Raw genomic sequence first — 23,656 nt, 5'->3', positions numbered from 1 at the left:
ACACGGCACCGCCGGGCCGGTGTCAGCCGGGTGGTCCCACCCGGAGCGGCAACACGTTCCGGTGCAGCCTAAAGCCGTCGAGGTCGGCGGGGTCGACCGCGAGACGCAGGTCGGGGAGGTGCCGGACGATCCGCTCGAACATGATCCGGCTCTCCAGCCGGGCCAGGTGGGCGCCGAGGCAGAAGTGGATGCCGTACCCGAAGGCGATGTGCCGGCGGACGTCGGTGCGATGGATGTCGAACTCGTGCGGCCGGTCGAAGACCGCGGGGTCCCGGTTGGCGCCCCACAGCGAGAGTCCCACCCGGTCGAACGCCGGGATCCGCCCGCCGGCCATCTCCACGTCGGCGAAGGCGAACCGCGGCGGCACGATCTCGACCGGGCCGCGGAACCGCAGCGTCTCCTCGACCACCGCCTCCGCCAGCGCCGGATCGTCTCGTACCGCCCGCCACTGGTCGGGGTGGGTCAGCAGCAGACGAAGCCCGTTGACGATGAGGTCGACGGTCGTCTCCTGACCGGCGACGAGCAGCAACTGCACCAGTGCCACCAGTTCGTCGCGGTCGAGCCGGTCTCCCCGGTCCTCGATCGCCACGAGTTGCGAGATCAGGTCGTCGGCGGGGTCGGCCCGGCGCCGGGCCGCCAGCTCGTCGAGGTACGCCCCGAACTCCAGGGTGGCCGCCGGGCCTTCGGCGCTGGCCGACACGATCGCCGCCGACCAGGCGCGGAACCGCGGCCGGTCGGCATCGGGTATGCCGACCAGTTCGGCGATGACGTTGACCGGCACCGGGTCGGCGAGGTCGGCGACCCCGTCGACGTCTCCCCGCTCGCGGGCCCGCGCGACCAGCCGATCGGCGAGGTCACCGATCCAGGGCTCCAGCCTGGCCACCATCCGTGCCGTGAAGCCACCGCTGACCAGCCCCCGCAGGCGGGTGTGGTCGGGTGGGTCGAGGTTGATGAGCTGACGGGCCTCGAGTCGCGCCACTTCCGTCAGCTCGTGCGGCGCGGGCCGCCGGCTGCCGGGAAAGTGCCGGTGCACCTCGTGCCCGATCGCCGGATGACGGAGTCCTTCCAGGACATCGGCGTGGCCGGCGATCACCCAGAAGCGGGCGCCGCTGGGGTCGATCTGGAGCACCGGCCCGCCACTGTCCCGTACCCGGTCGTAGAAGGCGTGCGGATCGCGGCGAACCACCGGATCCCACAACTCCGAGATGCCGAACTCGGCGGCCACGTCGCCCCCTCCTGGCAGGACAGTCCACTGTGCACCTCGACGGCCCCGCGCGATGCCGTCGGACGGCACGCCTCCGACGGCCGCGCCGCAGGCCCCGCGGGCCGCGTACGACTTACCGAGCGACAGTATGTGAGCGTTAACATAGTTGGGTTACCGGAATGTGTCAACCGTGAACTCTTACTCGATCGTAGGGATTGACCCGGGTGAAGTTAGCGTTCACACTTCCTGAACACCACAGTTGCCGACGCCGATGAGACGACCCCCGCCACGGCCGCCGCAGGTCCCCTACCGTCACGAATCAGCGCTTGACAGAGAGGCTGGGATGCAATTGCAATAGTATACGCGCCACATCCTCGTCCCGCCCGACGGCGGGAGGCAAAAGAACACTCCGGCAGGCCACCGAGTCGCGCCGCACGCGGTACGTCCGACGCCGCACCGGGCCCACCCACCTGAGGAACGGGCGGACCGGCTCCCGGAGCAGCGACACGACAGACCCGCCGACTCACCAAGCCACCGTCCCGACCTGCCCAGCGACACCCGCCCCGCCGTCCGCCGTGGTCACCACCGCCGCCGTCAGGGATGGCCGCCAGCCCCGGGCCGGACCCACGTCAGCCAGTGGATCCAACCGGGCCCGGCGAGCGGGCGGCAGGCCGAGCCGTCACACATACCCACCCCTGGAAGGACGATCCTCAGTGGTTCAACCCGAGAAGCTCCCCATCAGTCGTCGTCAGGTTCTTCAGGCCTCCGCCATCGGCGCGGCCGCGGTCGCCGCCGCCGGTGCGCTCCCGGCCGCCGCCGCGCAGGCGGCACCGGCGACCGAGGCGGTGACCGGCCCGAACCCGTTGCCCGGGACCCCGCCCGACCTCGGCCCCGGCGGCACCGCCCCGGTCCGGCCGTTCCAGTTGCGTGACGTCTCGCTCGGCGACGGCCTGTTCCAGGAAAAGCGCGACCGCATGAAGAACTACCTCCGGCAGTTCGACGAGCGGCGGTTCCTCGTGCTGTTCAACAACCAGGCCGGCCGGCCGAACCCGCCGGGGGTGTCCACCCCCGGGGGCTGGGAGAACGGCGGGCTGCTCAGCGGTCACTGGGCCGGCCACTTCATGACGGCGCTCGCGCAGAGCTACGCCGATCAGCGTGAACCGATCTTCAAGAGCAAGCTCGACTGGATGGTCGACGAGCTGGCCGCGTGCCAGGCCGCGATCACCGCCCGGATGGGCACCGGGGGGCCCGGCGGCGAGAACCCGCAGGAGCCGGAGATCGGCCGGGTGCCGGGCCGCTTCGGCAGCGCCCTGCGCCTCAACGGCCCCAGCCAGGCCCAGTACGTGACGCTGCCGCAGGAGACGATCAGCCAGCTCACCAACTTCACCATCGCCACCTGGGTGAACCTCGCCTCGGCCCAGGACTGGAGCCGGCTGTTCGACTTCGGCCAGAACAGCACGGTCAACATGTTCCTGACCCCCCGCTCCGGCGCCGCGGGCAACGCCCCACGATTCGCCATCACGGTCGGCGGTACCGCCCAGGAACAGCAGATCAACGGTAACGCCGCGCTGCCGACGGGCCAGTGGGTCCACCTGGCCGTCACCCTGTCGCAGAACACCGGCACGCTGTACGTCAACGGCCAGGTCGCCGGCACCAACACCAACATGACGCTGAACCCGGCCAACCTCAGCAACCCGGCCAACCGCTGGATCGGCCGCTCGCAGTACGGTGACCCGTTCCTCGACGCCACCGTCGACGAGTTCCACATCTTCGACCGGGCGCTCAGCCAGCAGGAGGTCCAGTCGCTGCAGGACTCGGCCGCCGGGAGCACCGGGGGCGGGAGCATCGCCTGGTACCGGTTCGAGGAGGAGGGCGGCACCACCCTGCGGGACTCCTCGCCGAACGGTCGCGACGCCGGCGTCGTGGCCGCCGACAGCGGCGGGTCCGACCTGTGGATCCCGACCCACCCCGGTTACCTGGGTGCGATCCCGGAGGACGCGGTGCTGCGGCTCGGGCCGCCCCGCTGGGCCATCTACGGCGGCAACGCCGACACCAACACCTGGGCGCCCTGGTACACCCAGCACAAGATCATGCGTGGCCTGCTCGACGCCTACTACCACACCGACAACGCCAGGGCGCTCGAGGTCGTCGTCAAGATGGCCGACTGGGCCCACCTCGCGCTGACCCTCGGGGACAAGAACCACCCCGACTACGAGGGCCCGCTGACCCGGGACAACCTGAACTACATGTGGGACCTCTACATCGCCGGTGAGTTCGGCGGGGCGAACGAGGTGTTCCCCGAGATCGCCCGGATCACCGGCGACGCGAAGCACCTGGCGACCGCGAAGACCTTCGACAACCGGGAGTCGCTGTTCGGCGCCACCGTCGAGAACCGCGACATCCTGGTCACCACGCCGGAGACCCGGCCCGGCCGGCGCCGCCCGGAACGGCTGCACGCCAACACGCACGTGCCGCAGTTCATCGGCTACCTGAGCGTCTACGAGCAGAGCGGCGACCAGGAGTACTTCCAGGCCGCGAAGAACTTCTACGGCATGGTCATCCCGGACCGCATGTTCGCCCACGGTGGTACGGGCGGCAACTACCCCGGTTCCAACAACAACATCGAGATGTTCCAGAACCGGGGCAACATCGCCAACGCGATCGCCCAGGGCGGCGCGGAGACCTGCACCACGTACAACATGATCAAGCTGGCCCGGAACCTGTTCTTCCACGAGCACGACGCGGCCTACATGGACTACTACGAGCGCGGCCTGCTCAACATGATCCTCGGCTCCCGTTCCGACAGCTCGAGCGTCAGCAACCCGCAGGTCACCTACTTCCAGCCGCTGACACCCGGCAACTCCCGTGGTTACGGCAACACCGGCACCTGCTGCGGCGGTACGGGCATCGAGAACCACACGAAATACCAGGAGACGATCTACTTCAAGTCCGCCAAGGGCAACACGCTCTGGGTGAACCTCTACGTGCCCTCGACCCTGACCTGGGCGCAGAAGGGCTTCACCATCACGCAGGAGACGAGCTACCCCCGGGACGACCGGGTCAAGCTGACCGTCACCGGCAGCGGCCGGCTCAACCTCAAGCTGCGGGTGCCGGGCTGGACGCGGCGGGGCTTCTTCGTCAACCTCAACGGCGAGCCGGTGAACATCAACCAGAAGTCCGGCCGGTACGTGACGCTGAGCCGGACCTGGACGTCCGGTGACGTCGTCGAGATCCGGATGCCCTTCAGCATCCGGATCGAGCGGGCCCTGGACCGTCCGGACACCCAGGCGATCTTCTGGGGTCCCCTCGTCCTGCAGGTCCTGGGCAACCCGGGCGGCGGGAGCTACCGCGAACTGTCCCTCTACCGCTACCTCAAGCGGGACGGCGACTACGGCCGCTCGGCCATCACCCACGCGAGCACCACGGCGGCGGGCGACAAGCTCTTCACCACGCACGACTTCACCCTTCGGCCCTACTACATCAGCGACACCCAGGCCGCCTCGACCTACTTCCGGCGGGTCGAGCCGACGATCGTGTTCGGGTCGATCGACACCGGGGTGCCGAACTACAAGCGCAACGACGGCCTCCCGAACTACGACGTCCCGGTGACGGGCATCCCGTCGCCCGGCACCGACGGACCGACCTTCCTCGACCTGCTGTGGGACCAGGCACCCTTCCGCAACCACGGCCAGTTCGTATCGAAGGTCACCGAGCTTGCCGAGGCGTTCGTCGCGGCCGGCATCCTCACCGAGGCGCAGAAGACCCTCGTCGTCTCGCACGCGGGTCGCGCCAACAGGGAGCTCGCCCCGTAGGCCGTAGGCCCCGCCCCGGAGGGCCGCGGTCGACCGCGGCCCTCCGGGGCACCTCGATCGGCGGCGGCTTGACCCTCACGTCACGTGAGGCTCGATGCTGGCGTCATGACCGACACCTTTCCCGCCTTCGACCTCAGCCCCGTCCCGACGCCGGCACTCGACGCGGTGCCGCCGGAGTTGTTCCGCGGCATCTACGGGATGCCGATGTTCGTGACGGTGCCGACCGACGACCTGGCGGCGTCGGCCGACTTCTGGGTCCATGGCCTGGGCTTCTTCGACCTGTTCTCCATTCCCGGCCGGCTCACGCACCTGCGGCGCTGGGCGTTCCAGGACGTCCTGCTGATGGCGGCCGAAAGCGCCGCCGAACCTCCGGCGCTGACCGTGAGCTTCTCGTGCGTGCTGAGCCAGATCGACGAGATCGCGGCCGCGGGCGAGAAGCTTCTGCCCGGTTCGACGACGGGGCCGCGGCACATGCCGTGGAACTCGGTGGAGTTGGAGGTCGTCACGCCGGAGAACACCCGGGTGATCATGACCGCCGCGCGCCCGTACGACCCGGACAGCCCCGAGGCCCAGTTCCTGCGGGACATCGGGATCGAAGCCCCTGCGGCGTGACGCGGCGGGCCCGACCGGACCCGGCTGCCACACTGGTGACGTGACACCTCGACCTGCCGACGGGACCGCGGCGACCGACGGGCTGACCGTCGGCGCCGTGGCCTCCGTCGCGGGCGTCACCGTCCGGACGCTCCACCACTGGGACGCGATCGGGCTCGTCCGCCCGTCCGCACGCACCACCGCCGGCTACCGGCTCTACACGGCCGCCGACGTGGCCCGCATCCACCGGGTGCTCGTCTACCGCGAACTGGACGTACCTCTCGACCGCATCGCGGACCTGCTGGACGCGCCGAGCGGCGACGCCACCGAATCCCTGCGCCGGCAGCGCGACCAGCTCCGCGAACGCATCCTGCGGATGGAGCGGATGGTCGCCGCGCTCGACCGCATCGTCGAGGCCCGGGACACCGGCATCCTGCTGAGCGCCGAGGAACAGGTCGCGATCTTCGGCGCGCAATGGCGACCCGCCTGGGTCGCGGAGGCGCGCGAGCGCTGGGGCGAGACCGGCCAGTGGGCGCAGTACGCCGAACGCGCCGCCGGGAGGACCGCCGACGACTGGCGGTCGATCACCACGGACGTCGAGGCGCTCAACGCCGACCTGGCCGCCGCCCGCCGCGCCGGGGTCCGGCCCGGAAGCGACGAGGCGAACGCGCTCGCCGAGCGGCACCGGGCGTCGATCGGCGTGTACTTCGACTGCACGCACTCCATGCACGTCTGCCTGGGCCGCAGGTACACGACCGAGCCGGGTTTCGCCGCCTACTACGACGGCTTCGAGCCCGGCCTGGCCGGGTGGCTGCGCGACGTCATCGACGCCAACGCCCGCGCGCACGGCGTCGACCCGGAGTCCGCGACCTGGCGGTGACGGCGGCGGGGCGCGGTTCGGGGGCTGCTACGGGACCCACACGCTGTCCGCCTGGAACGAGCTGAGGTCGGCGATGCCGCTGTTGCCCGCCACCTGGTAGGGACCGCCGACGCAGTCGTCGCCCGCGAACAGTGCGGCGGACCCGGCACCGGAGTTGAGCACCGAACGGATCCGGCCGCCGCCGAAACCGTGGTCCACCAGGCTGACGCAGGCGCCGCCCGGACCGGTCGCGGCCACGGTGAACCGGACACCGGCGTAGCCGGTCTGGTCGAACAGACACACGGTCTTCGGGAACGGGCAGTCACCCGCGGTCACGCCGGCCCGCTCGGTATGCACCGCGGCCGCGCCGGGGGTGGCGGTGGTGAGCACGGTCGTGGCGGCGAGCACCACGACGGCCAGGACGGATTTCACGCCACTGTGCACTGACACGGGAACCTCCAGGGGGATGGCGAACAGGCCGGCACGATATTAACAGACTTCGATGCGCCAACCTGGTCACCAGGGGCCCAGACAGCACAGATCCCCTGAAGATCGACAAAGCACCGCGGCCGATGTTGGCCGTTGACGATCATGATCGTCCATTGTTAGATGATCTCCAACGTCCGGGATGCCTGGTCAGCGGGCTCCGGTCGGTCCTGGGTGCCAGTACGGCGACGCCATCACCCCGGCGCTCGCAGACCTGTCATCCGCGACAACCCTCAGAAGGGAACGTCACCGTGTTCAGAACGCGCCGCAATCTCCTCCTGGTAGCCCCGATGTTGCTCGCCACGGCACTCGTGCCCGGCGTCGCCAACGCCGACGGGCCGTTCGTCCCCCCGAACCAGAACACCGTCAACCGCGCGTCGATGCTCAGCGCCGCCGAGGTCGAGAGCACCCTCCACTCACTCGCCGCCCGCAGCAAGGGCGCGCTGCGGGTGGAGGAGATCGGCCGCAGCGGCCAGGGCCGGCCGCTCCAGGTCGCCTACATCGGCACCGGCGAGACCCGGATCTGGATCCAGGGCCGCATCCACGGCAACGAGCCGTACGGCGCGGAAGCCTCCCTGGACTTCCTGAAGACCCTGGTCTCGGGCGGTAAGCACGCCCGCGAGGTCCTCGAGGAGATCACCTTCGCCGTCATCCCGCTCTACAACCCCGACGGCTTCGAGGCGTACCAGCGGCAGGAGCAGGTGCACCGCGTCGACCTCAACCGCGACTGGGGCGTCGACCGACCGATCTTCGACCAGCTCAACTCGGTCCGCGCCTCGCTCGGCCAGCCGCCGCTGTCGGAGAACACCTACAACAACTACACCCGGCACCGCGCCGTCGAGTCACAGGCGTTCTGGTACGCGTGGGCCGACTTCCTGCCGCACTACATGATCGACCTGCACCACCAGGGCACCTACTACGTCGGTGACACCGACGAGATGACCACCTTCTCGGTCGGCATCTCGCTCGACCCCGGCATGCTCCAGCCGGCCCAGTGGGACGCGGTCCGCCGGATGGGCGTGGTGGCCGCCGACGCCGCCGGCAAGAGCGGCGTGGTCAACGTGACCCGCTACCCGTACATCAACATCCCCGAGGGCGTCACCTCGGCGTCGATGCTCAACGGCCCCGGCCCGCGCGGCGAGTACGCCAACTGGCGGACCAGCGCGATGTTCTTCGAGTCGCGCGGCGGGATCGGCCACAAGAGCAGCGGCTACATCATCAAGCAGAACGTCAACGGCCTGTGGGCGATCACCGACGCGATCGCCGACGGATCGCTGGCCACGGTCGACGCCAACCGTTGGGCCGACATCCCCGCCCGGGGCGCCACGATCCAGACCTGCGACAAGTTCCCGCAGCAGTGTGAGTTCTGATCCACCCGTACCGCGCCGGGACCACCGGCGGTGACCGTCTCCGGACGGCCGCCGCCGGTGGTCCCGGCTTCTCGTTGCGGGAAAGCCGGCCGGGGGTCAGCTCACGGCGGGCGGGTCGGCCAGGACGACCAACGTCGGCTGGTGCGTACGGATCACGACCGGGGTCGCGCTGGCGAAGTCGGTGCCACCGTGCCAGCGGACCGTGTCACCGCACAGGCACTGGATCTTGACCTGCTGGCCACCGAGGATCTCCATCACCGGGGCGAACGCCCACGGACTGACCCGGTCGGCCACACCGATCGGGTCCTGGGTCACCGCGTTGCGGACCACCAGCCGGCCACCGACCGGCGGCGGCTCCGGAACACTGACCGTGACCAGGGCACCCTGGTCGAGGTGGTGGTAGCCGGGAACCGGCTCGCCGACGGTCGCCGGCACCAGGTCGGCCAGCAGCCGGTTGCCGACGTTACCGCTCCACTGGTACGGACGATGATCCGTACGGAACAGCAGCGGCCACCCGTACGGGCCGAGCCAGTCGATCCGGAACGTACCGTCGGCGGCGATCGGCGCGTAACGCGGATCGACCCGGCCGTACGGGTCGGGGCCGACGATGCCGACGGTGCCCTCCCCCGCCGCCGGGCCCACCCGGCCACTGATGACCGCCCGCCGGTCCAGCCGGATCATCGGTACGGACTTGGCCTCGCCGGCGGCGAGCGTGATCCGGCGGGCGCCCTGCTGCGCTCCGGTGCCGCCGGCCGGTCCCACCCACTGCGCGCCGTACCGGCTCCCGGAATCCGGCAGCACGAAGAGGTTGTACGAGCCGGGTTCCGGCACCGTGACGGTCACCTGTCCGGCGACGTCGCTGCGCTGCGGGCAGGTGTCCGGAAGGCGGAAGGTCAGCACCGGGACGGCGAAGACGCAGATGTCGCGTACCGGTGTGGCCGTGGCGCCGTCGACGACCTTCGTCCGGATACTCAGGCCGGGCGGGTCGGCGGCGTACGCCGGTGGTCCGACCGCCACGACGGCGACCAGCAGCGGTACGACCAGCGTCGCGAGCCCGCGCAGCTTTGCTCGATCCATCCCGGCTCCTCGGTGTCACGGAGAAGATCCGGGCATCCCACCGTCGCCCGGATCGGTGGTCAGGACGCTAGCCGAGCGGCGGCGCCGCGCACAGTGGACGACCGACCGACGGCTCCTCGCCGAACATGTCGACGAGACGACCGTGCCACCGCTACCCGGCAGGCCGGGTTTCCTGTCGGTGGCCGGCCCTGGTGTTCGGGCACGGCGCGGACAATTGGCAGGACGGTCGCGCAGAAGATGGGCGTCCGCCCTGGGTGCCGAGCACACCTGCTGGGTGCGCCGGCAGAGGCGGTCGCCGCGCTCGAGTTTTGCCCAACCTTGCTCGGGTCGACGGGCTGGACGGGGAGTTCGACTACCTCCACCTGTTCGTGGGGCCGTTTCGCCACTCCGGAGGCCGGCCGCTCCCCGGCCCGATGCCCGCCTGGTCGGCCGCTCCCCACGTGGTACCCGCTCAGCCGGCGGTGCCCGCCCGACGCCCGCCCAGCCAGCCGGTGCCCGGACGATGGCCGCCCACCCGGCCGGTGCCCGCGCGACGCCCACCCGGCCGACCACTTTCCGGCGCGGTGTCCGCCGGGCCGGACGTCGCGACAGGTGCGGCCCGGCCATGGCCCGACGGTCGCCCAAGCGGGGGTGTGCAGCGGGTGGGCAGCGGCCACCTATTGCTGTCGCGCTCCACAGCGAATTCGCTGTTTGTACGCCGAATTCGCTGTGGGCCGCAACAGCAGTACCGCCCCGCCAGCCGCCTCATCCCCCGCCCGCCGCCTCATCCCAGCCAGCGCCTCATCCCCCGTCAGCCACCTCGTCCCGCGCCGGCCGTGCCCGGGCCGGGGTTCGTCGATCAAGGACCGCGGGCGGCACGGTCACCACACGGTCAGGACGAGATGGTTGACCGCGAGCGCGGTGACCGCCTGCGCGACTAGCCACCAGCGCCGGTGGCGTGCCGGGAGCAGGGCGGCGCCGGCCATCAGCCAGACGCCGAACGGCAGCCAGATCCGCTCCACCTCGGCCTTGCTCAGCCCGGACAGGTCCGCCGCGACGATCGCGACCACCGCCGCCAGCGGCAGCGCGACCGGGCCGGTCGACAGCCGCCCGAGAAACCGGCGGACGGCACCGGGCGAAGCCGGCCGCGCGTGCCGCGGTGCCCCGGAACCGCCGGCCCGGCCATCCCACCCTGCACCGCCGGGCTCCCCGGGGGCGGCCGGGCCGAGGGCGACGACGGCGCGGCGCAGGATCGGGGCGGTGGCCGGACCGGCCGCCAGTACGAGGGTGGCCAGGTTCGCCCAGACCCAGTAGGCGTACGGCCGTTCCCGGCCGATGCCCTGGTAGTAGCGCTCGACGACGAGCCGGTAGCCGTCGTACCACCAGAAGCCGGCGGCGGCGAAGACGGCAACGACCGCGACCGCGCCGGCCAGGGCGAACAGGGTGGCCCGCAGCCGGCGCGACACCAGGGCCGGGACGAGCGCGATCGGGGCCATCAGGACCAGCCCGTAGGAGAGGAAGATGCCGTAGCCGAGAAGCACGCCGGCGGCCAGGGCGAGGACGGGGCCGCGTCGCCGGCCGGCGACGGCGAGCGCGGCGACGCCGGTGGCGGTCACCCCGGCGAAGATCGCGTCGGCGGACGCGCCGAGCCAGACCGCGCCGGGGAAGAGGACCACGAACGGGAGTACGGCCCGGGCGGCGGGCTCGTCGCCCAGCGCCCGCAGGGTCACCGGTACGGCGACGGCGGTGAGCGCGCCGACCAGGACGCAGAGCAGGGCCGCGGCCGTGCCGCCACCGAGGCCGATCCGGTCGAGGACGACGAAGACGAGCAGCGCGCCGGGCGGGTGCCCGGAGACGTGGGTGTGCCAGGAGTCCGGCTGGAAGTCCAGGATGCGGTCGGTGAAGGTGCGCAGCATGACGGGGATGTCGGTGACCCCGGGTACGTCGATGAGGTATTCGGCGTCGCCGGTCAGGCGGCTGGTCAGGCCGTCCCGCCACCCGTCGATCATGGCGAGGGAGAGGATCCAGGCGAGCGCGGCGACGTACGCGGTGAGCAGCAGGCGGCGCCAGCCGAGCCGGTCGGCGAGCCGGGGCAGCCAGCCGACGACCGCGGCGGCGACCAGGGGTGCCAGCACGGTGCCGATGCCGACGTGCGGGCCGGGGGTGGCGAAGAGCGGGGCGCTGCCGGCGTAGATCGGCACGTGGCGCCGGTTCAGCCACCAGCCGACCGCGACGGCGGCCGCGACCAGGAGCAGCGCGGCGCCGGCCGCGACGACGTCGGCGCGGAGGCCGTTCCGGGCCGCCGCACCGGTACGGTCCGTCGGCGCCTGGCGCACCCGGTCACGGTAACGGTGCGCCGGGTACGACCGGGCCGGAACCTCCGAAGCGCCGCCCCGGCGTTTAGCCGGCACGGAAACGGCTAACTCGCGCCCATGACCGAGCGGAGCGAGGGAATCAGCCGGCCCGGCCGATCGTCAGGGCGGCCCGAGCGGAGCGAGGGTCTGCCATGACCGAGCGCAGCGAGGGAATCAACCGGCCCGGCCGATCGTCAGGGCGGCCCGAGCGGAGCGAGGGTCTGCCATGACCGAGCGCAGCGAGGGAATCAGCCCGCCCAGCCGATCGTCAGGGCGGCCCGAGCGGAGCGAGGGTCCGCCATGACCGTGGACGTGGTGCTGCCCTGCCTGGACGAGGCGGCGGCCCTGCCGGACGTGCTGCGCCGGATTCCCCGGGGCTACCGGGCGATCGTGGTCGACAACGGTTCCCGGGACGGGTCGCCGGAGGTCGCCGCCCGGGCGGGCGCGACGGTGCTGGTCGAGCCGAGGCGCGGCTACGGCGCCGCGGTGGACGCGGGGCTGCGGGCCGCCGACGCCGATGTCGTCTGCGTGCTCGACGCGGACGGCTCGATCGATCCGGAGGGGTTGTCGATGCTGGTGGACCTGGTGACCGGTGGTGCCGCGGATCTGGCCGTCGGCCGGCGGGTGCCGGTCGGGCGGGGCGCGTGGCCGTGGCACGCCCGGGTCGGGAACGCGATGCTCGCGGCGTTGATGCGGCGGCGGGGGCTGCCGGTGCGTGACATCGGTCCGGTGCGGGCGGCGCGGCGTGGTGACCTGCTGCTGCTGGACGTACGTGACCGGGCGTTCGGCTATCCGCTGGAGCTGCTGGCGCGGGCGGGACGGGCCGGCTGGCGGATCGTGGAGCGGCCGGTGGCGTACCGTCCCCGCGCGGCGGGCACGACTTCGAAGGTTTCCGGTTCGGTGCGGGGCAGCCTGCGGGCGGCCCGCGACATGGCGCGGGTGCTGTGGTGAGCCGGTCGGGCCCGCCACCGGCTTCGGGGCATCGGGAGCCGCCGGCCGGGACCGGCGGCCCGGCGGTGCTGCTGGTGGTCGCGAAGGCTCCGGTGCCGGGACGGGTCAAGACGCGGTTGTCCCCGCCGGCGAGCCCGGAGCAGGCGGCGTGGATCGCCGCGGCGGCGCTGCTCGACACCATCGAGGTGGTGTCGGCGGTGCCGGACGTGGTGCCGGTGCTGGCGCTGGAGGGCGAACTGTCCGACGGGGTCGGATCGGGGCCGATCGTCGGGGCGCTGGACGGCTGGACGGTGCTCGCCCAGCGGGGCAGGGAGCTGTCGGAGCGGCTGGCCGCCGCGCACGCCGACGCCGCGGACCGGTATCCGGGGTCGGCGGTGTTGCAGATCGGCATGGACACCCCGCAGGTGACGGTGGCGATGCTGACCGACTCGTTGGACCGGCTGGCGGGTGGTGTCCCGGCGGTGCTCGGTCCGGCCCACGACGGCGGCTGGTGGGCGCTCGGCCTGTGCGATCCGGCGCACGCCGAGGTGCTGCGCGGGGTTGCGATGTCGCGGCCGGACACCGCCGACCGGACGCTGGCCGCGCTGCACGGGCGGGAGCTGCCGGTCGGCATCCTGCCGAGTCTGTCTGATGTGGACACGATGGCGGACGCGGTGGCGGTGGCGGCCGCCGTACCCGACGGCAGGTTCGCGGCGGCGGTGCGCGCGGTCACCGCACCGGAGGTGTCGGCGGCCCCGGTCGGGGCGGTGCCGACCGTACCGGTGGCGGACCGTCCGGCGACGGCGCCCCGCCTGGCGGCCTGGTGACCGCACGCACCGCCGGCACGGTCGCCGACGGGTACGCGGCCGTGCTCACCGGGCTGCGCTGCGACCGGGTCGACGGCGACGGCCGGCAGACCGTGCTGCCGGTACACCGGTGGCACGGCGCCGCCGAGCCGGTGATGCGCCGGCTCATCGACCGGTGCGCGGGGCCGGTTCTCGACGTCGGCTGCGGGCCGGGGCGGCTCAGTGCCGAGGTGGTGGCCCGGGGCCTGCCGGCGCTGGGTATCGACACGTCGCCGCGGGCTGTCCGGTTGACCCGGAAGCGCGGGGCGGCGGCGTTGTGCCGCAGCGTCTTCGACCGGTTGCCGCACGAGGGGCGCTGGCGGCATGTCCTGCTCGCCGACGGCAACCTCGGTATCGGTGGCGACCCGGTGGCGCTGCTGCGCCGCTGCGCGGGCCTGCTGCGCCGGGGCGGCACGGTGGTGGTCGAGGTCGACGAGCCCGGCAGCGGCCTGTGGCGGGGCTGGTCGCGGCTGCACCACCAGCGTGGTGAGGGGGTGCCGTTCGAGTGGGCGCGGGTCGGCCTGGACGCGCTGCCGGCGCTGGTGGTGGACACGCCGCTGGTGATCGGGGTGGTGCTGTGCGACGAGGACCGTTGGTTCGCCGAGCTGGCCCCGGCGTGACCGGGGTGGGCGCGTGACCGGGCGCGGCGAGGTCACCGGCAGACCTCACCTCCGGCTGCCGCGGGAGGAGGACTTCCGCGCCGAGGGTCACGACGTACGGGTGGCCGCCCGGCTCGGTGTGCTGCTCGGGGTGGCGTTCGGGTTGTGTTTCGTCACCGGTGTGCTCTCGCACGTCGCCCAGCACGGTTCGTGGTGGCCGACCCGGCCGGTGAACCTCTACCGGGTCACGCAGGGTGTGCACGTGCTGAGCGGGATCGCGGCCGTACCACTGCTGCTGGCCAAGCTGTGGAGCGTCTACCCGAGGCTGTTCGCCCGGCCGGTGCTCCGGTCGGTCGGGCACGCGCTGGAGCGGGCGTCGCTGTTCGTGCTGATCGGCGCGGCGTTCTTCCAGCTCGCCACCGGGATGTTCAACAGCGCGCAGTCGTACCCGTGGTTGTTCCGGTTCGTGCCGACGCACTACGCGGTGGCCTGGGTGGCGGTCGGGGCGCTGCTGGTCCATGTCGCGGTGAAGCTGCCGAAGATCCGCGACGGGTTGCGTCGGCAGGTGGGGCGGCCGGCGCCGGGGGTGTCCGGGCTGAGCCGGCGCGGGCTGCTCTCGGCCAGCGGGTTCGCCGCGCTGGCGGCGGTGGTGGCGACGGCCGGGGCGACGGTGCCGTGGCTGTACCGGGTGTCGCCGCTGAGCTGGCGGGCGTCGCGGGGACCGCAGGGGTTGCCGATCAACCGGAGTGCGACCGCGGCCGGGGTGGCGCGGGTCGGCGCCGACTGGCGGTTGGCCGTCGAGTGGCCCGGTGGCCGCCGGGAGCTTTCCCGGGACCAGTTGGCGGCGCTGCCGCAGCACACCGTACGGCTGCCGATCGCGTGTGTGGAGGGGTGGAGCGCGTCGGCGGTGTGGACCGGGGTGGTCGTCGCCGATCTGCTCGCCGCGGTCGGTGCCCCGACCGGCCGGGTGCGGGTGGAGTCGCTGGAGGCCGTGGGGACGTACCGGGAGAGCCTGTTGCTGCCGGACCACGTCCGGGACCGGCTGACCCTGCTCGCGTTGGGGCTCAACGGCGAGGAGTTGAGCCTGGACCACGGCTATCCGTGCCGGATCATCGCCGCGACCCGGCCGGGGGTGTTGCAGACCAAGTGGGTCGCCGTGCTGCGGGTGTTGCCGTGACCGCCGGCCGGGGGCGGCCGGGCGGGGTACGGGTGGCGCTGGCCGCGGTCGGGGCGGCCGTGATGGGGTACGGCGGCTGGCTGCTGGCGCGGGAGGTCGAGTGGACGCCGGCGGTGCTGTTGTCCGTGGCGGCGTGGCTGGTGACCGGTCCGCCGGCGCACGACCTGCTGCTGGCGCCGCTGGTGGCGGTCACCGGTGTGCTGGTCGCCCGGCTGCTGCCCCGGCCGTGGCGCACGATGGTGGTGGTCGGCCTGTTCGCCACGGGGACGCTGCTGCTGGTCGGTACGCCGTTGCTGACCCGCCCGTCGGCGGCGCCGCCGAATCCGGGGCTGGACGACCGGGACTACCTCCCGGGTCTGCTGGCGTATCTGGGGGCGGTGTGGGCGCTGCTGTTCGCGGTGACCGCCGGTGTGGCGCTGCGCCGGCGCCGCCGGGCCCGGCGGTCGGCTCAGAACGGCAGTTGACGGGCGAGCGCGGTGGCGATCACCCCGACGAGTACGGCGAGCAGCATCGGTGCCCGCCACGCCCAGGCGGCGGCGGTGGCGGCGAGGCCGACCAGCAGGGTCCAGTCGACGCCGGTCCACTTCGGGCCGAGGACCTCCACGACGATCAGCCCGGCGAGCAGGGCGGGTGCCAGCAGTGCGATGACATTGCGGGCGGCGGGCGGCAGTTCCCGGTCGCCGAGCAGGGCGGGGCCGATCGCCTTGAAGGTGAAGCTCACCGCGGCGACGGCGATGATGGCCAGCCACAGGTTCATGACTGCTTTCCCTTTCCGCGCAGGCCGAGCAGTGCCCCGGCGGTGGATCCGAGCAGTGCGAGGCCGGTCGGAACCACGAGGACCAGGCCGGCGGCGACGACACCGCCGATGGCGGCGGCGAAGCGGCTGGGGCGTGCTCCGCGTAGTTCGTCGAGCAGGAGCAGCAGGAAGAAGGCCGGGAAGATGACGTCGAGGCCGAGGGTTTCCACCAGACTTTCCGGCGGGGCGAGGGCGACGCCCAGGGCGGTGCCGGCGACCCACGCCGGCCACTGGACGATGGTGGCGCCGATCAGCCGGTAGCGGTCGAAGCGGCCGCCGCCGAGGTGCGCGGCGACCCAGGAGGCGTCGACGACGGCCTGGCCTTCGATGGCCCGGCGCAGCCGGCCGCCGCGCAGGTCACCGGCGACCGCGACGCCCATCGGGATGAACCGCGCGTTGATCAGGGCGGCGGCGGTGACGGCCGCCGGGATGCCGCCACCGCCGGCGAGGGCGGCGGCGAGCGCGAACTGCGCGGAGCCGGAGAAGACAACCAGTGAGCAGACGATCGGGGCGATCACTCCCCAGCCCTCGGACCGGGCGAGGGCGCCGAAGGTGACGGCGAGCATGAACGCGGCCAGGGCCAGCCCGACGCCGACCCGGAGCCCGGCGACCAGGCGCTGGCGGGGGGTTTCGGATAGTGCCGCCGGGCGGGTTCCGCCGGTGTCCGATGCCGGCTCGGATTCCATGAGGCTGGAGACTAACAGTCAGCGGTGGATCACCCGGTCCCTGCCGCGCGACATCTGACCAATGACAACACATCAATCGATGTCCGTCATCATCGATTGATGTGTCGTCGACTCACCAAACCCCGTCGGACAACGACGCCCGACCCTCGAAAGCGGGCCAGACTTCCGAGCCGGAGGATCGCGACAATACCGACCGATCGGCATCGAAATCGATCATCAATCGTACCGAACTTACAAACCGGTCAACATGATGTGGCGACGTCACGACACGTGATTCATCGAGAGACATCGACGCTCTAAAAATGCTACCGGCCCCCCGGAAACCGACACGGTCATCATGAGCAGCGCAGACGCCACCCCACACCACAGCGACAGCAGACAGCCAAGTCGATCAATATTGACAGTGGTCCGAATACCGAGATAGCTTCGCCCGGCAGGGGATTCGACCGGCTGCGCCACGTCACGCAGCAGGTCCCGGTAGAACCGAACACACCACACGGAGGCTCGCCGCCGTCCGGCGTACCGCCGTGCCCGTGATCCGACAGCCAGGTCCCGGCCGCGTCCGCGCCCGCGACCGGCACGGCCGTGGGCGCCCCCGGCCACCGGCCGGGCGGTGCGCACGCCCCACGGTGACCGGCGCGTACGTGGTGGTCGCCGGGACCGCCACGGCCGCGGAGCACGGTCGAGCGGCACCACGTAAGGGAGATCCGAGATGACCGATTCCGACGAGCGGGACGACACCCGGTACGCGGTCGTGGTGAACCACGAGGAGCAGTACTCGATCTGGCCGGAGGGTCGGGAGATCCCCGCCGGTTGGCGGACGGTCGGCGTCACTGGCCCGAAGGACGAATGCCTGGCCCACATCGCGCGGGTGTGGACCGACCTGCGTCCGTTGAGCGCCCGGCGCAACAGCTGAGCACAGGCACGGAAGGGGCACGAGATGACGGCGGGTGTGCGGGACCCGGGCGAGATCAAGCGCGCGTTGCTGGAGATGAAGATCCGGCAGCGGCTGGCGGAGAAGGCGCAGCGGCAACGCATCGTGCCGGTACCGCGCGAGGAGAAGATGGCCGTCTCGGAGCAGCAGCGCTACCTGTGGTTCGTGCAGCAGCTCACGCCGAAGTCCCCGGCCTACAACCAGCCGTTCGCGCTGCGCCTGCGCGGCGCGCTCGACCTGGCCGCGCTCGGCGAGGCGCTCCGCGGGCTGGTCGTACGGCACGAGGGGCTGCGCACCCGGTTCGGCAACGACCACGGGGTGCCGTACCAGGTGATCGACCCGGCACCGGACGACTGGCCGCTGACGGTCGTCGACGCCGGGGACCGGTCGGTCCACGAGTGGGTCCAGGAGCAGGCCCGGGTGCCGTTCGACCTGGAGAGCGGCCCGATGTTCCGGACGCCGCTGCTGCGGGTCGCGCCCGACGACCACGTGCTGCTCCTGCTGATGCACCACATCGTCATCGACGGCTGGTCGGTCGGCCTGATCACCACCGAACTGGCCGACCGCTACGACGCCGCCGTCACCGGCCGGACCCTCGACCTGCCGGAGCTGGCGATCCAGCCGGCGGACCACGCGGCCTGGCAGCGGCGCTGGCTGGCCGAGGAGGTCGGCGAGAAGCAGCTCGCCTACTGGCGTGAGCAGCTCGAGGGCGCGGAGGACCTCGACTTCCCGCTCGACCGGCCGCCGTCGGCGACCCCGACCGGCGCCGGTGCCGACTTCAACACCACGCTGCCGTCCGACGTCGCCAAGGCGACCCGGGCGTTCGCCCGCGACCACGGCGTCGGCCTGCTCGCCGTGCTGTACGCGGCCTACCTGGCGGTGCTGCGGCGCTACAGCGGGCAGGACGACATCGCCATCGGCGGCGTGCTGCACGGCCACACCCGCTCGGAGATCGAGCCACTGGTCGGCTACTTCGCGAACATGGTGGTGCTGCGCTCCGCCGTCGGCGACAACCCGACCTTCGGCGACCTCGTACGCCGGTGCAACGAGACGGTGCTGGACAGCATCTCCAACCAGGACGTGCCGTTCGGGGCGGTGGTCGACACGCTCAAGCCGGAGCGGGTGGCCGGCCGCAACCCGCTCTTCCAGGTCTGCATCGCGCTCACCGGTGCCACCATGGCGACCCAGTTCCGCCTCGGCGACCTGGCGGTGGAGCGGGTGCCGGTGCACGTCGGCACGTCCCGGTTCGACCTGACGTTCATGCTGTTCGACGGCGCGGACGGCGAACTGCGGCTGTGGGTGGAGCACTCGACCGAGACGATCGACGCCGAGCGGGCGCACCGGCTGGTCGACCACTTCACGACGGTGCTCGCCGAGGCGCTGGCCGACCCGACCGTCCGGGTCGACGACCTGACGCTGCTGCCACGGGCGGAGCTGTCGTCGGTGCTGGCCGACTGGAATCCGGAGCCGGTGGAGCGGTCCGCCGCGCTGCTGCACGACCTGGTCACCGAACGCGCCGCCACCCAGCCCGATCACACCGCCATGCGCTTCGAGGGCACCGAACTCACCTACCGCGACCTCGACCGCCGCGCCAACCAGCTCGCCCACCAACTCGTACACACCGGTGCCCGACCCGGCACCGTCACCGCACTACTACTCGACCGCGGACTCCACCTACCCGTCGCCGAACTCGCCATCCTCAAAGCCGGCTCCGCCTGGCTCGCCCTCGACCCCCAATACCCCGACGACCGACTCGCCTACCAACTCCACGACGCACACGTCACCACCGTCGTCACCACCACCGACCTCACCCACCGACTCCCCCACCACATCCACACCATCACCCTCGACACCGACACCCCCGACACCCAACCCACCACACCACCCACAGTGGACATCCACCCCGAAGACACCGCCTACGTCATCTACACCAGCGGCTCCACCGGACGCCCCAAAGGCGTCATGGTCCCCCACCGCGCCATCGTCAACTTCTGCCGCAACATGCGCGAGCTGTTCAAGCTCGGACCCGGCGACCGGGTGCTGCAGTTCTCCAACCCGTCGTTCGACGTCAGCGTCTCGGACTTCTTCACCACCTTCACGACCGGGGCGACCCTGGTCGGTGCGCCCCGGACCACGCTGCTCGACCCGGACCGGCTGCAGGAACTGATGCGCGACGAGCGGATCACCTTCATCGACATCCCGCCGGCCGTACTGCGACTGCTCGACCCCGAGCCGCTGGTCGACCTGCGGGCGCTGTTCATCGGCATGGAGCCGTTCCCCGCCGCGCTGGTCAACCGGTGGCGCCGGCCCGGCCGCGAGTTCCACAACGGCTACGGTCCGACCGAGGTCACCGTCACCTGCACCGACTACCTGTGCCCGAGCGACAACCTGGACGCCGCCCCGCCGATCGGCCGGGCGATGGACAACCAGCGCGCCTACGTCCTCGACCGCAACCTGCGCCCGGCACCCATCGGCATACCCGGCGAGCTTTACATGGCCGGCGACGGACTCGCCCACGGCTACCTCGGCCGCACCGACCTCACCGCCGAAAAATTCCTCCCCGACCCCTTCACCACCCAACCCGGCCAACGCATGTACGCCACCGGCGACGTCGTACGCTGGCGCACCGACGGCAACATCGAATTCGTCGGCCGCGTCGACCGACAAGTCAAGATCCGCGGCCTACGCATCGAACTCGGCGAGATCGAGCACGTGCTCGCCGACCACCCCGGCGTACGGCAGGGCGTGGTGGCCGTGCGCGACCCCGGCACCCCGGACGCCTACCTCGCCGGATACGTCGTACCCGAGACCGGACAGGACGTCGACCTCGACGAGGTACGCCGGTTCCTCTCCGACCGGCTGCCGCTGCACATGGTGCCGTCGGCGCTGCTGACCCTGGCCGAGCTGCCGCTCAGCCCGACCGGGAAGGTCGACCACCGGCGGCTGCCCGACCCCACCCCGGATCGCACCGGGTTCGCCGAGCCGGCGACCGACACCCAGCGCCGGCTCGCCGACGTGTGGCGGACCCTGCTCGGCGTGGAGCGGATCGGAGCCGTGGACAGCTTCTTCGGACTGGGCGGCAACTCGCTGCAGGCCACCCAGCTCATCTCCCGCATCCGGGACCGGTTCGAGGTGACGTTGGAGGCCCGGCAGATCTTCACCCATCCGACCCTCGAACAGCTCGCCGCCCAGATCGACGAGGCGGCCCAGCCGCGGCTCGACGCGGCCGAACTCGACGCGCTCGAGGCGGAGATCGCCGGCCTGTCCGAAGAGGAAATCGACAAGTTGCTCGGCGAAGCCGGCTGATCGGCGGATGGAGCGCGACATGACCGACTCGCACGGCCGGCAGCTCGCCTACTGGCGGCAGCGGCTGGCCGACGCGCCCGAGCTGGAGTTCCCGACCGACCGGCCACGGCCGAGCCGTCCCACCGGCGCCCGGTCGTGGGCGGCCCGGGAGATCCCGGCCGTCCTCGTCGGTGAGCTGCGGGCCCTGGCCGGTACGCGGCCGTCGTCGTTCGACGCGGCACTGCTGGCCGGCTTCCTGGTCGTGCTGAACCGGCATACCGGGCAGGAGGACCTCGTGGTCGGTGCGCGGGTCGGCGCCGGTGAGGCCGGCGGCGGGTCGGCCGGCCCCGGCCCGGTGGTGCTGCGTACCGACCTGGCCGGCGACCCGACCTTCCGGGCGCTGGTGGACCGCTGCCGGGACACCGTGCTCGACGCCGCCGCGCACCGGGACGTACCGTTCGGCATCCTGGTCGACGCGCTCGCGCCGGAACACGTACCCGGCCGTCACCCGCTCTTCCAGGTCGCCTTCGGGGTGGCCGCCGCCCCGCCCGGAACGGCGGCGGGCGACACCGGGCCGGACGGGGCCGCGCCGGACCTCGAGGTCGTGGTCGTCGACGCCGGGGACGGCGGCCTCGGGCTGCACGCCGGATACGCCACCGACCTGTTCGACGGCGACCGGATCACCCGCCTGCTCGACCACGTCATCACCGTCTACGCGCGGGTTGTCGACGCACCCGACGAGCCGGTCGGCGGAATCGACCCGCTGGGCGCCGACGAACGCGCCACCCTGGCGGCGTGGGGCGCCGGACGCGCCGACTTCCCCGCCGACGAATCCCTCTACCGGCTCTTCGCCGACCAGGTGCGGCGCACCCCGGACAACATCGCCGTCACCGCCGGCGACACCCACCTCACCTACGCCGAACTCGATGCCGCCGCCGGCCGGGTCGCCGCCCGCCTCGCCCGGCTGCGCGTGGGAGCCGGTGACCTGGTCGCGGTCTGCCTGCCGCGGACGGCCGACCTCGTCACCGGCGTCCTCGGCATCCTGCGCGCCGGGGCGGCGTACGTGCCGGTCGACCCCGACCAGCCGGCCGACCGGATGGCCCACATCCTCGCCGACTCCGGGGTGAAGGCGGTGCTGGCACCGGCCGACTTCGCGCTGCCGGCCGGCGGGCACGTACGGGTGTCCATGGCGGACCTGCCGGACGAGCAGGGGCCGGTCGCGGCGGTCACCGGTGCCGACCTCGCCTACCTGATCTACACCTCCGGTTCCACCGGCCGGCCGAAGGCGGTGATGATCCCGCACGGCAACGTCGTACGGCTGATGCGCGCCACCGACGACTGGTACCACTTCGACGACACCGACGTGCACACGCTCTTCCACTCCGCGGCCTTCGACGCCTCCGTCTGGGAACTGTGGGGAGCCCTGCTCTACGGCGGCCGGCTGGTCGTCGTGCCGTACTGGGAGACCCGCTCGCCGGAACGCTTCCACGAGCTGCTGCGCCACGAACGGGTCACCGTGCTCGAGCAGACCCCGGCCGCGTTCCGGCAGCTCGTGGCGGTCGACGAACGGCGCCCGGACGCCGGCGAGCTGGCCCTGCGGGTCGTGGTGCTGGTCGGCGAGGCCCTCGACCCGGACTCGGTCCGGCGCTGGTTCGACCGGCACGGGGAGGAGCGGCCCCGGCTGGTCAACATGTACGGCATCACCGAGACCACCGTCCACGTCACCTACCAGGTGCTGTCCCGGGAGCTGCTGGCCCGGTGCGCCAGCCCGATCGGGGTCGCTCTCCCCGACATGCCGGTCCGCGTCGTCGACGCCGCCGGCCGGCCGGCCCCGATCGGGGTGTGGGGCGAACTGCTCGTCGGCGGCCCCGCCGTCAGCTACGGCTATCTCGGCCGGCCCGAACTCACCGCGCGGCGGTTCGTACCCGCCGACGGCGACCGGCTCTACCGCAGCGGCGACCTCGTCCGCTGGCTGTCCGACGGCACGCTGGAATACCTCGGCCGGGCCGACCAGCAGGTGAAGGTCCGCGGCTTCCGCATCGAGCTCGGCGAGATCGAGACCGCCCTGACCGACCACGCGGGAGTCACCGACGCCGTCGTCGTCGTACGCGGCGAGGCCGACAATCCGCTGCTGGTCGGCTACGTCGTCGGCACCGGATACGACGAGGCGGCGCTACGGGCGCACCTGGCCGCCCGGCTGCCGGCGTACATGGTGCCGGCCCACCTGGTCCGGCTGGACGCCATCCCGCTGACCGGCAACGGCAAGACCGACCGCAAAGCACTGCCCGAACCCCGGCACGAGATCGGTGCCGGTTTCACGCCGCCCGCCACCGCGACCGAGAAGACGCTGGCCGCGGTCTGGGCCGGCATCCTCGGCACCGACCGGATCACCGCCGACCGGATCGGCGCGCGGGACAACTTCTTCGAGCTGGGCGGCAACTCGCTCCAGGCCACCCAGATCATCTCCCGGGTCCGGGACGCGTTCCAGATCAGCCTCGAAGCCCGGCAGATCTTCACCCATCCGACCCTCGAACGTCTCGCCGGCCAGATCGACGAGGCGGTACGGCAGCAGCTCGACGCGGCCGAACTCGACGCGCTCGAGGCGGAGATCGCCGGCCTGTCCGACGCGGAGATCCACAAGTTGCTCGGCGGAGCCGGCTGACCCTCTGGAG

The 23,656-nt window shown here is 72.3% G+C and carries 18 protein-coding genes; 12 read left to right on the top strand and 6 right to left on the bottom strand.

All coding sequences use genetic code 11. The features are described 5' to 3' along the window. Positions 1-22: 22 nt before the first annotated feature. On the bottom strand, positions 23-1,225 hold the full coding sequence (locus AB0I42_RS12860) for a cytochrome P450 (RefSeq protein WP_357536890.1): 1,203 nt from the start codon (positions 1,223-1,225) through the stop codon (positions 23-25). A 692-nt stretch (positions 1,226-1,917) separates the two neighbouring features. Here AB0I42_RS12860 and AB0I42_RS12855 point away from each other — a divergent pair. From AB0I42_RS12855 to AB0I42_RS12845, 3 genes are all read left to right on the top strand, one after another. Further along, a complete protein-coding gene (locus AB0I42_RS12855) occupies positions 1,918-5,016 on the top strand; it encodes a beta-L-arabinofuranosidase domain-containing protein (protein ID WP_357536887.1) in 3,099 nt (1,032 codons plus the stop codon). 105 nt (positions 5,017-5,121) lie between these two features. Further along, positions 5,122-5,628, top strand: coding sequence for a hypothetical protein (locus AB0I42_RS12850; protein WP_357536885.1), 507 nt, complete (start codon positions 5,122-5,124; stop codon positions 5,626-5,628). A 40-nt stretch (positions 5,629-5,668) separates the two neighbouring features. Further along, positions 5,669-6,487, top strand: coding sequence for a MerR family transcriptional regulator (locus AB0I42_RS12845; RefSeq protein WP_357536883.1), 819 nt, complete (start codon positions 5,669-5,671; stop codon positions 6,485-6,487). A 27-nt stretch (positions 6,488-6,514) separates the two neighbouring features. On the opposite strand, the gene AB0I42_RS12840 is transcribed toward AB0I42_RS12845, so the two are convergent. Then, the gene (locus tag AB0I42_RS12840; RefSeq protein ID WP_357536881.1) at positions 6,515-6,916 is read right to left on the bottom strand and encodes a peptidase inhibitor family I36 protein; all 402 of its coding nucleotides are present in this window, start codon (positions 6,914-6,916) and stop codon (positions 6,515-6,517) included. Between the two features lie 287 nt (positions 6,917-7,203). Between AB0I42_RS12840 and AB0I42_RS12835 the strand changes: the two genes are divergently transcribed. Next, complete coding sequence (locus AB0I42_RS12835) at positions 7,204-8,322, top strand: M14 family zinc carboxypeptidase (RefSeq protein ID WP_357536879.1); 1,119 nt, start codon at positions 7,204-7,206, stop codon at positions 8,320-8,322. A 96-nt stretch (positions 8,323-8,418) separates the two neighbouring features. On the opposite strand, the gene AB0I42_RS12830 is transcribed toward AB0I42_RS12835, so the two are convergent. Next, positions 8,419-9,399: a hypothetical protein gene (locus tag AB0I42_RS12830; protein ID WP_357536877.1), complete on the bottom strand. Its 981-nt coding sequence runs from the start codon at positions 9,397-9,399 to the stop codon at positions 8,419-8,421. A gap of 860 nt (positions 9,400-10,259) precedes the next feature. Next, positions 10,260-11,633 carry a hypothetical protein gene (locus tag AB0I42_RS12825; RefSeq protein ID WP_357537152.1) on the bottom strand — a complete coding sequence of 458 codons (1,374 nt, stop codon included), beginning with the start codon at positions 11,631-11,633 and terminating at the stop codon, positions 10,260-10,262. Between the two features lie 399 nt (positions 11,634-12,032). Between AB0I42_RS12825 and AB0I42_RS12820 the strand changes: the two genes are divergently transcribed. The 5 genes from AB0I42_RS12820 (at position 12,033) to AB0I42_RS12800 (ending at position 15,747) form a co-directional block, all read left to right on the top strand. Continuing rightward, complete coding sequence (locus tag AB0I42_RS12820; protein WP_357536875.1) at positions 12,033-12,683, top strand: glycosyltransferase family 2 protein; 651 nt, start codon at positions 12,033-12,035, stop codon at positions 12,681-12,683. Positions 12,684-12,748: 65 nt separating this feature from the next. Further along, positions 12,749-13,489, top strand: a complete 741-nt coding sequence (locus AB0I42_RS12815; protein WP_357537150.1) for a DUF2064 domain-containing protein — start codon at positions 12,749-12,751, stop codon at positions 13,487-13,489. Between the two features lie 41 nt (positions 13,490-13,530). After that, positions 13,531-14,127, top strand: coding sequence for a class I SAM-dependent methyltransferase (locus tag AB0I42_RS12810; RefSeq protein WP_357537148.1), 597 nt, complete (start codon positions 13,531-13,533; stop codon positions 14,125-14,127). A gap of 13 nt (positions 14,128-14,140) precedes the next feature. After that, complete coding sequence (locus tag AB0I42_RS12805; protein WP_357536873.1) at positions 14,141-15,283, top strand: molybdopterin-dependent oxidoreductase; 1,143 nt, start codon at positions 14,141-14,143, stop codon at positions 15,281-15,283. Further along, entirely contained in the window at positions 15,280-15,747 is a 468-nt protein-coding gene (locus AB0I42_RS12800) for a hypothetical protein (RefSeq protein ID WP_357536871.1), read from the top strand. Before AB0I42_RS12805 ends, AB0I42_RS12800 begins: the two co-directional genes overlap by 4 nt. Here the strand turns inward: AB0I42_RS12800 and AB0I42_RS12795 are convergent. Further along, the gene (locus AB0I42_RS12795) at positions 15,732-16,040 is read right to left on the bottom strand and encodes an AzlD domain-containing protein (RefSeq protein WP_357536869.1); all 309 of its coding nucleotides are present in this window, start codon (positions 16,038-16,040) and stop codon (positions 15,732-15,734) included. The two genes, AB0I42_RS12800 and AB0I42_RS12795, sit on opposite strands and share 16 nt — an antisense overlap. Further along, a complete protein-coding gene (locus AB0I42_RS12790) occupies positions 16,037-16,765 on the bottom strand; it encodes an AzlC family ABC transporter permease (RefSeq protein ID WP_357536867.1) in 729 nt (242 codons plus the stop codon). The genes AB0I42_RS12795 and AB0I42_RS12790 overlap by 4 nt, the downstream gene beginning before the upstream one ends. Positions 16,766-17,477: 712 nt before the next feature. Here AB0I42_RS12790 and AB0I42_RS12785 point away from each other — a divergent pair. From AB0I42_RS12785 to AB0I42_RS12775, 3 genes are read left to right on the top strand one after another with little or no spacing between them, the layout of a single operon-like run. Further along, on the top strand, positions 17,478-17,681 hold the full coding sequence (locus tag AB0I42_RS12785) for an MbtH family protein (RefSeq protein WP_357536865.1): 204 nt from the start codon (positions 17,478-17,480) through the stop codon (positions 17,679-17,681). 24 nt (positions 17,682-17,705) lie between these two features. Continuing rightward, on the top strand, positions 17,706-21,005 hold the full coding sequence (locus AB0I42_RS12780; RefSeq protein ID WP_357536863.1) for an amino acid adenylation domain-containing protein: 3,300 nt from the start codon (positions 17,706-17,708) through the stop codon (positions 21,003-21,005). Between the two features lie 19 nt (positions 21,006-21,024). After that, on the top strand, positions 21,025-23,646 hold the full coding sequence (locus tag AB0I42_RS12775; RefSeq protein ID WP_357536862.1) for an amino acid adenylation domain-containing protein: 2,622 nt from the start codon (positions 21,025-21,027) through the stop codon (positions 23,644-23,646). Positions 23,647-23,656 lie beyond the last annotated feature (10 nt).

The organism is Polymorphospora sp. NPDC050346 (assembly GCF_040655695.1).
Lineage (GTDB): Bacteria > Actinomycetota > Actinomycetes > Mycobacteriales > Micromonosporaceae > Polymorphospora > Polymorphospora lycopeni.
The sequence above is the reverse complement of the archived record's forward strand: the minus strand, read 5'-3'. Positions and strand labels throughout refer to the sequence as shown.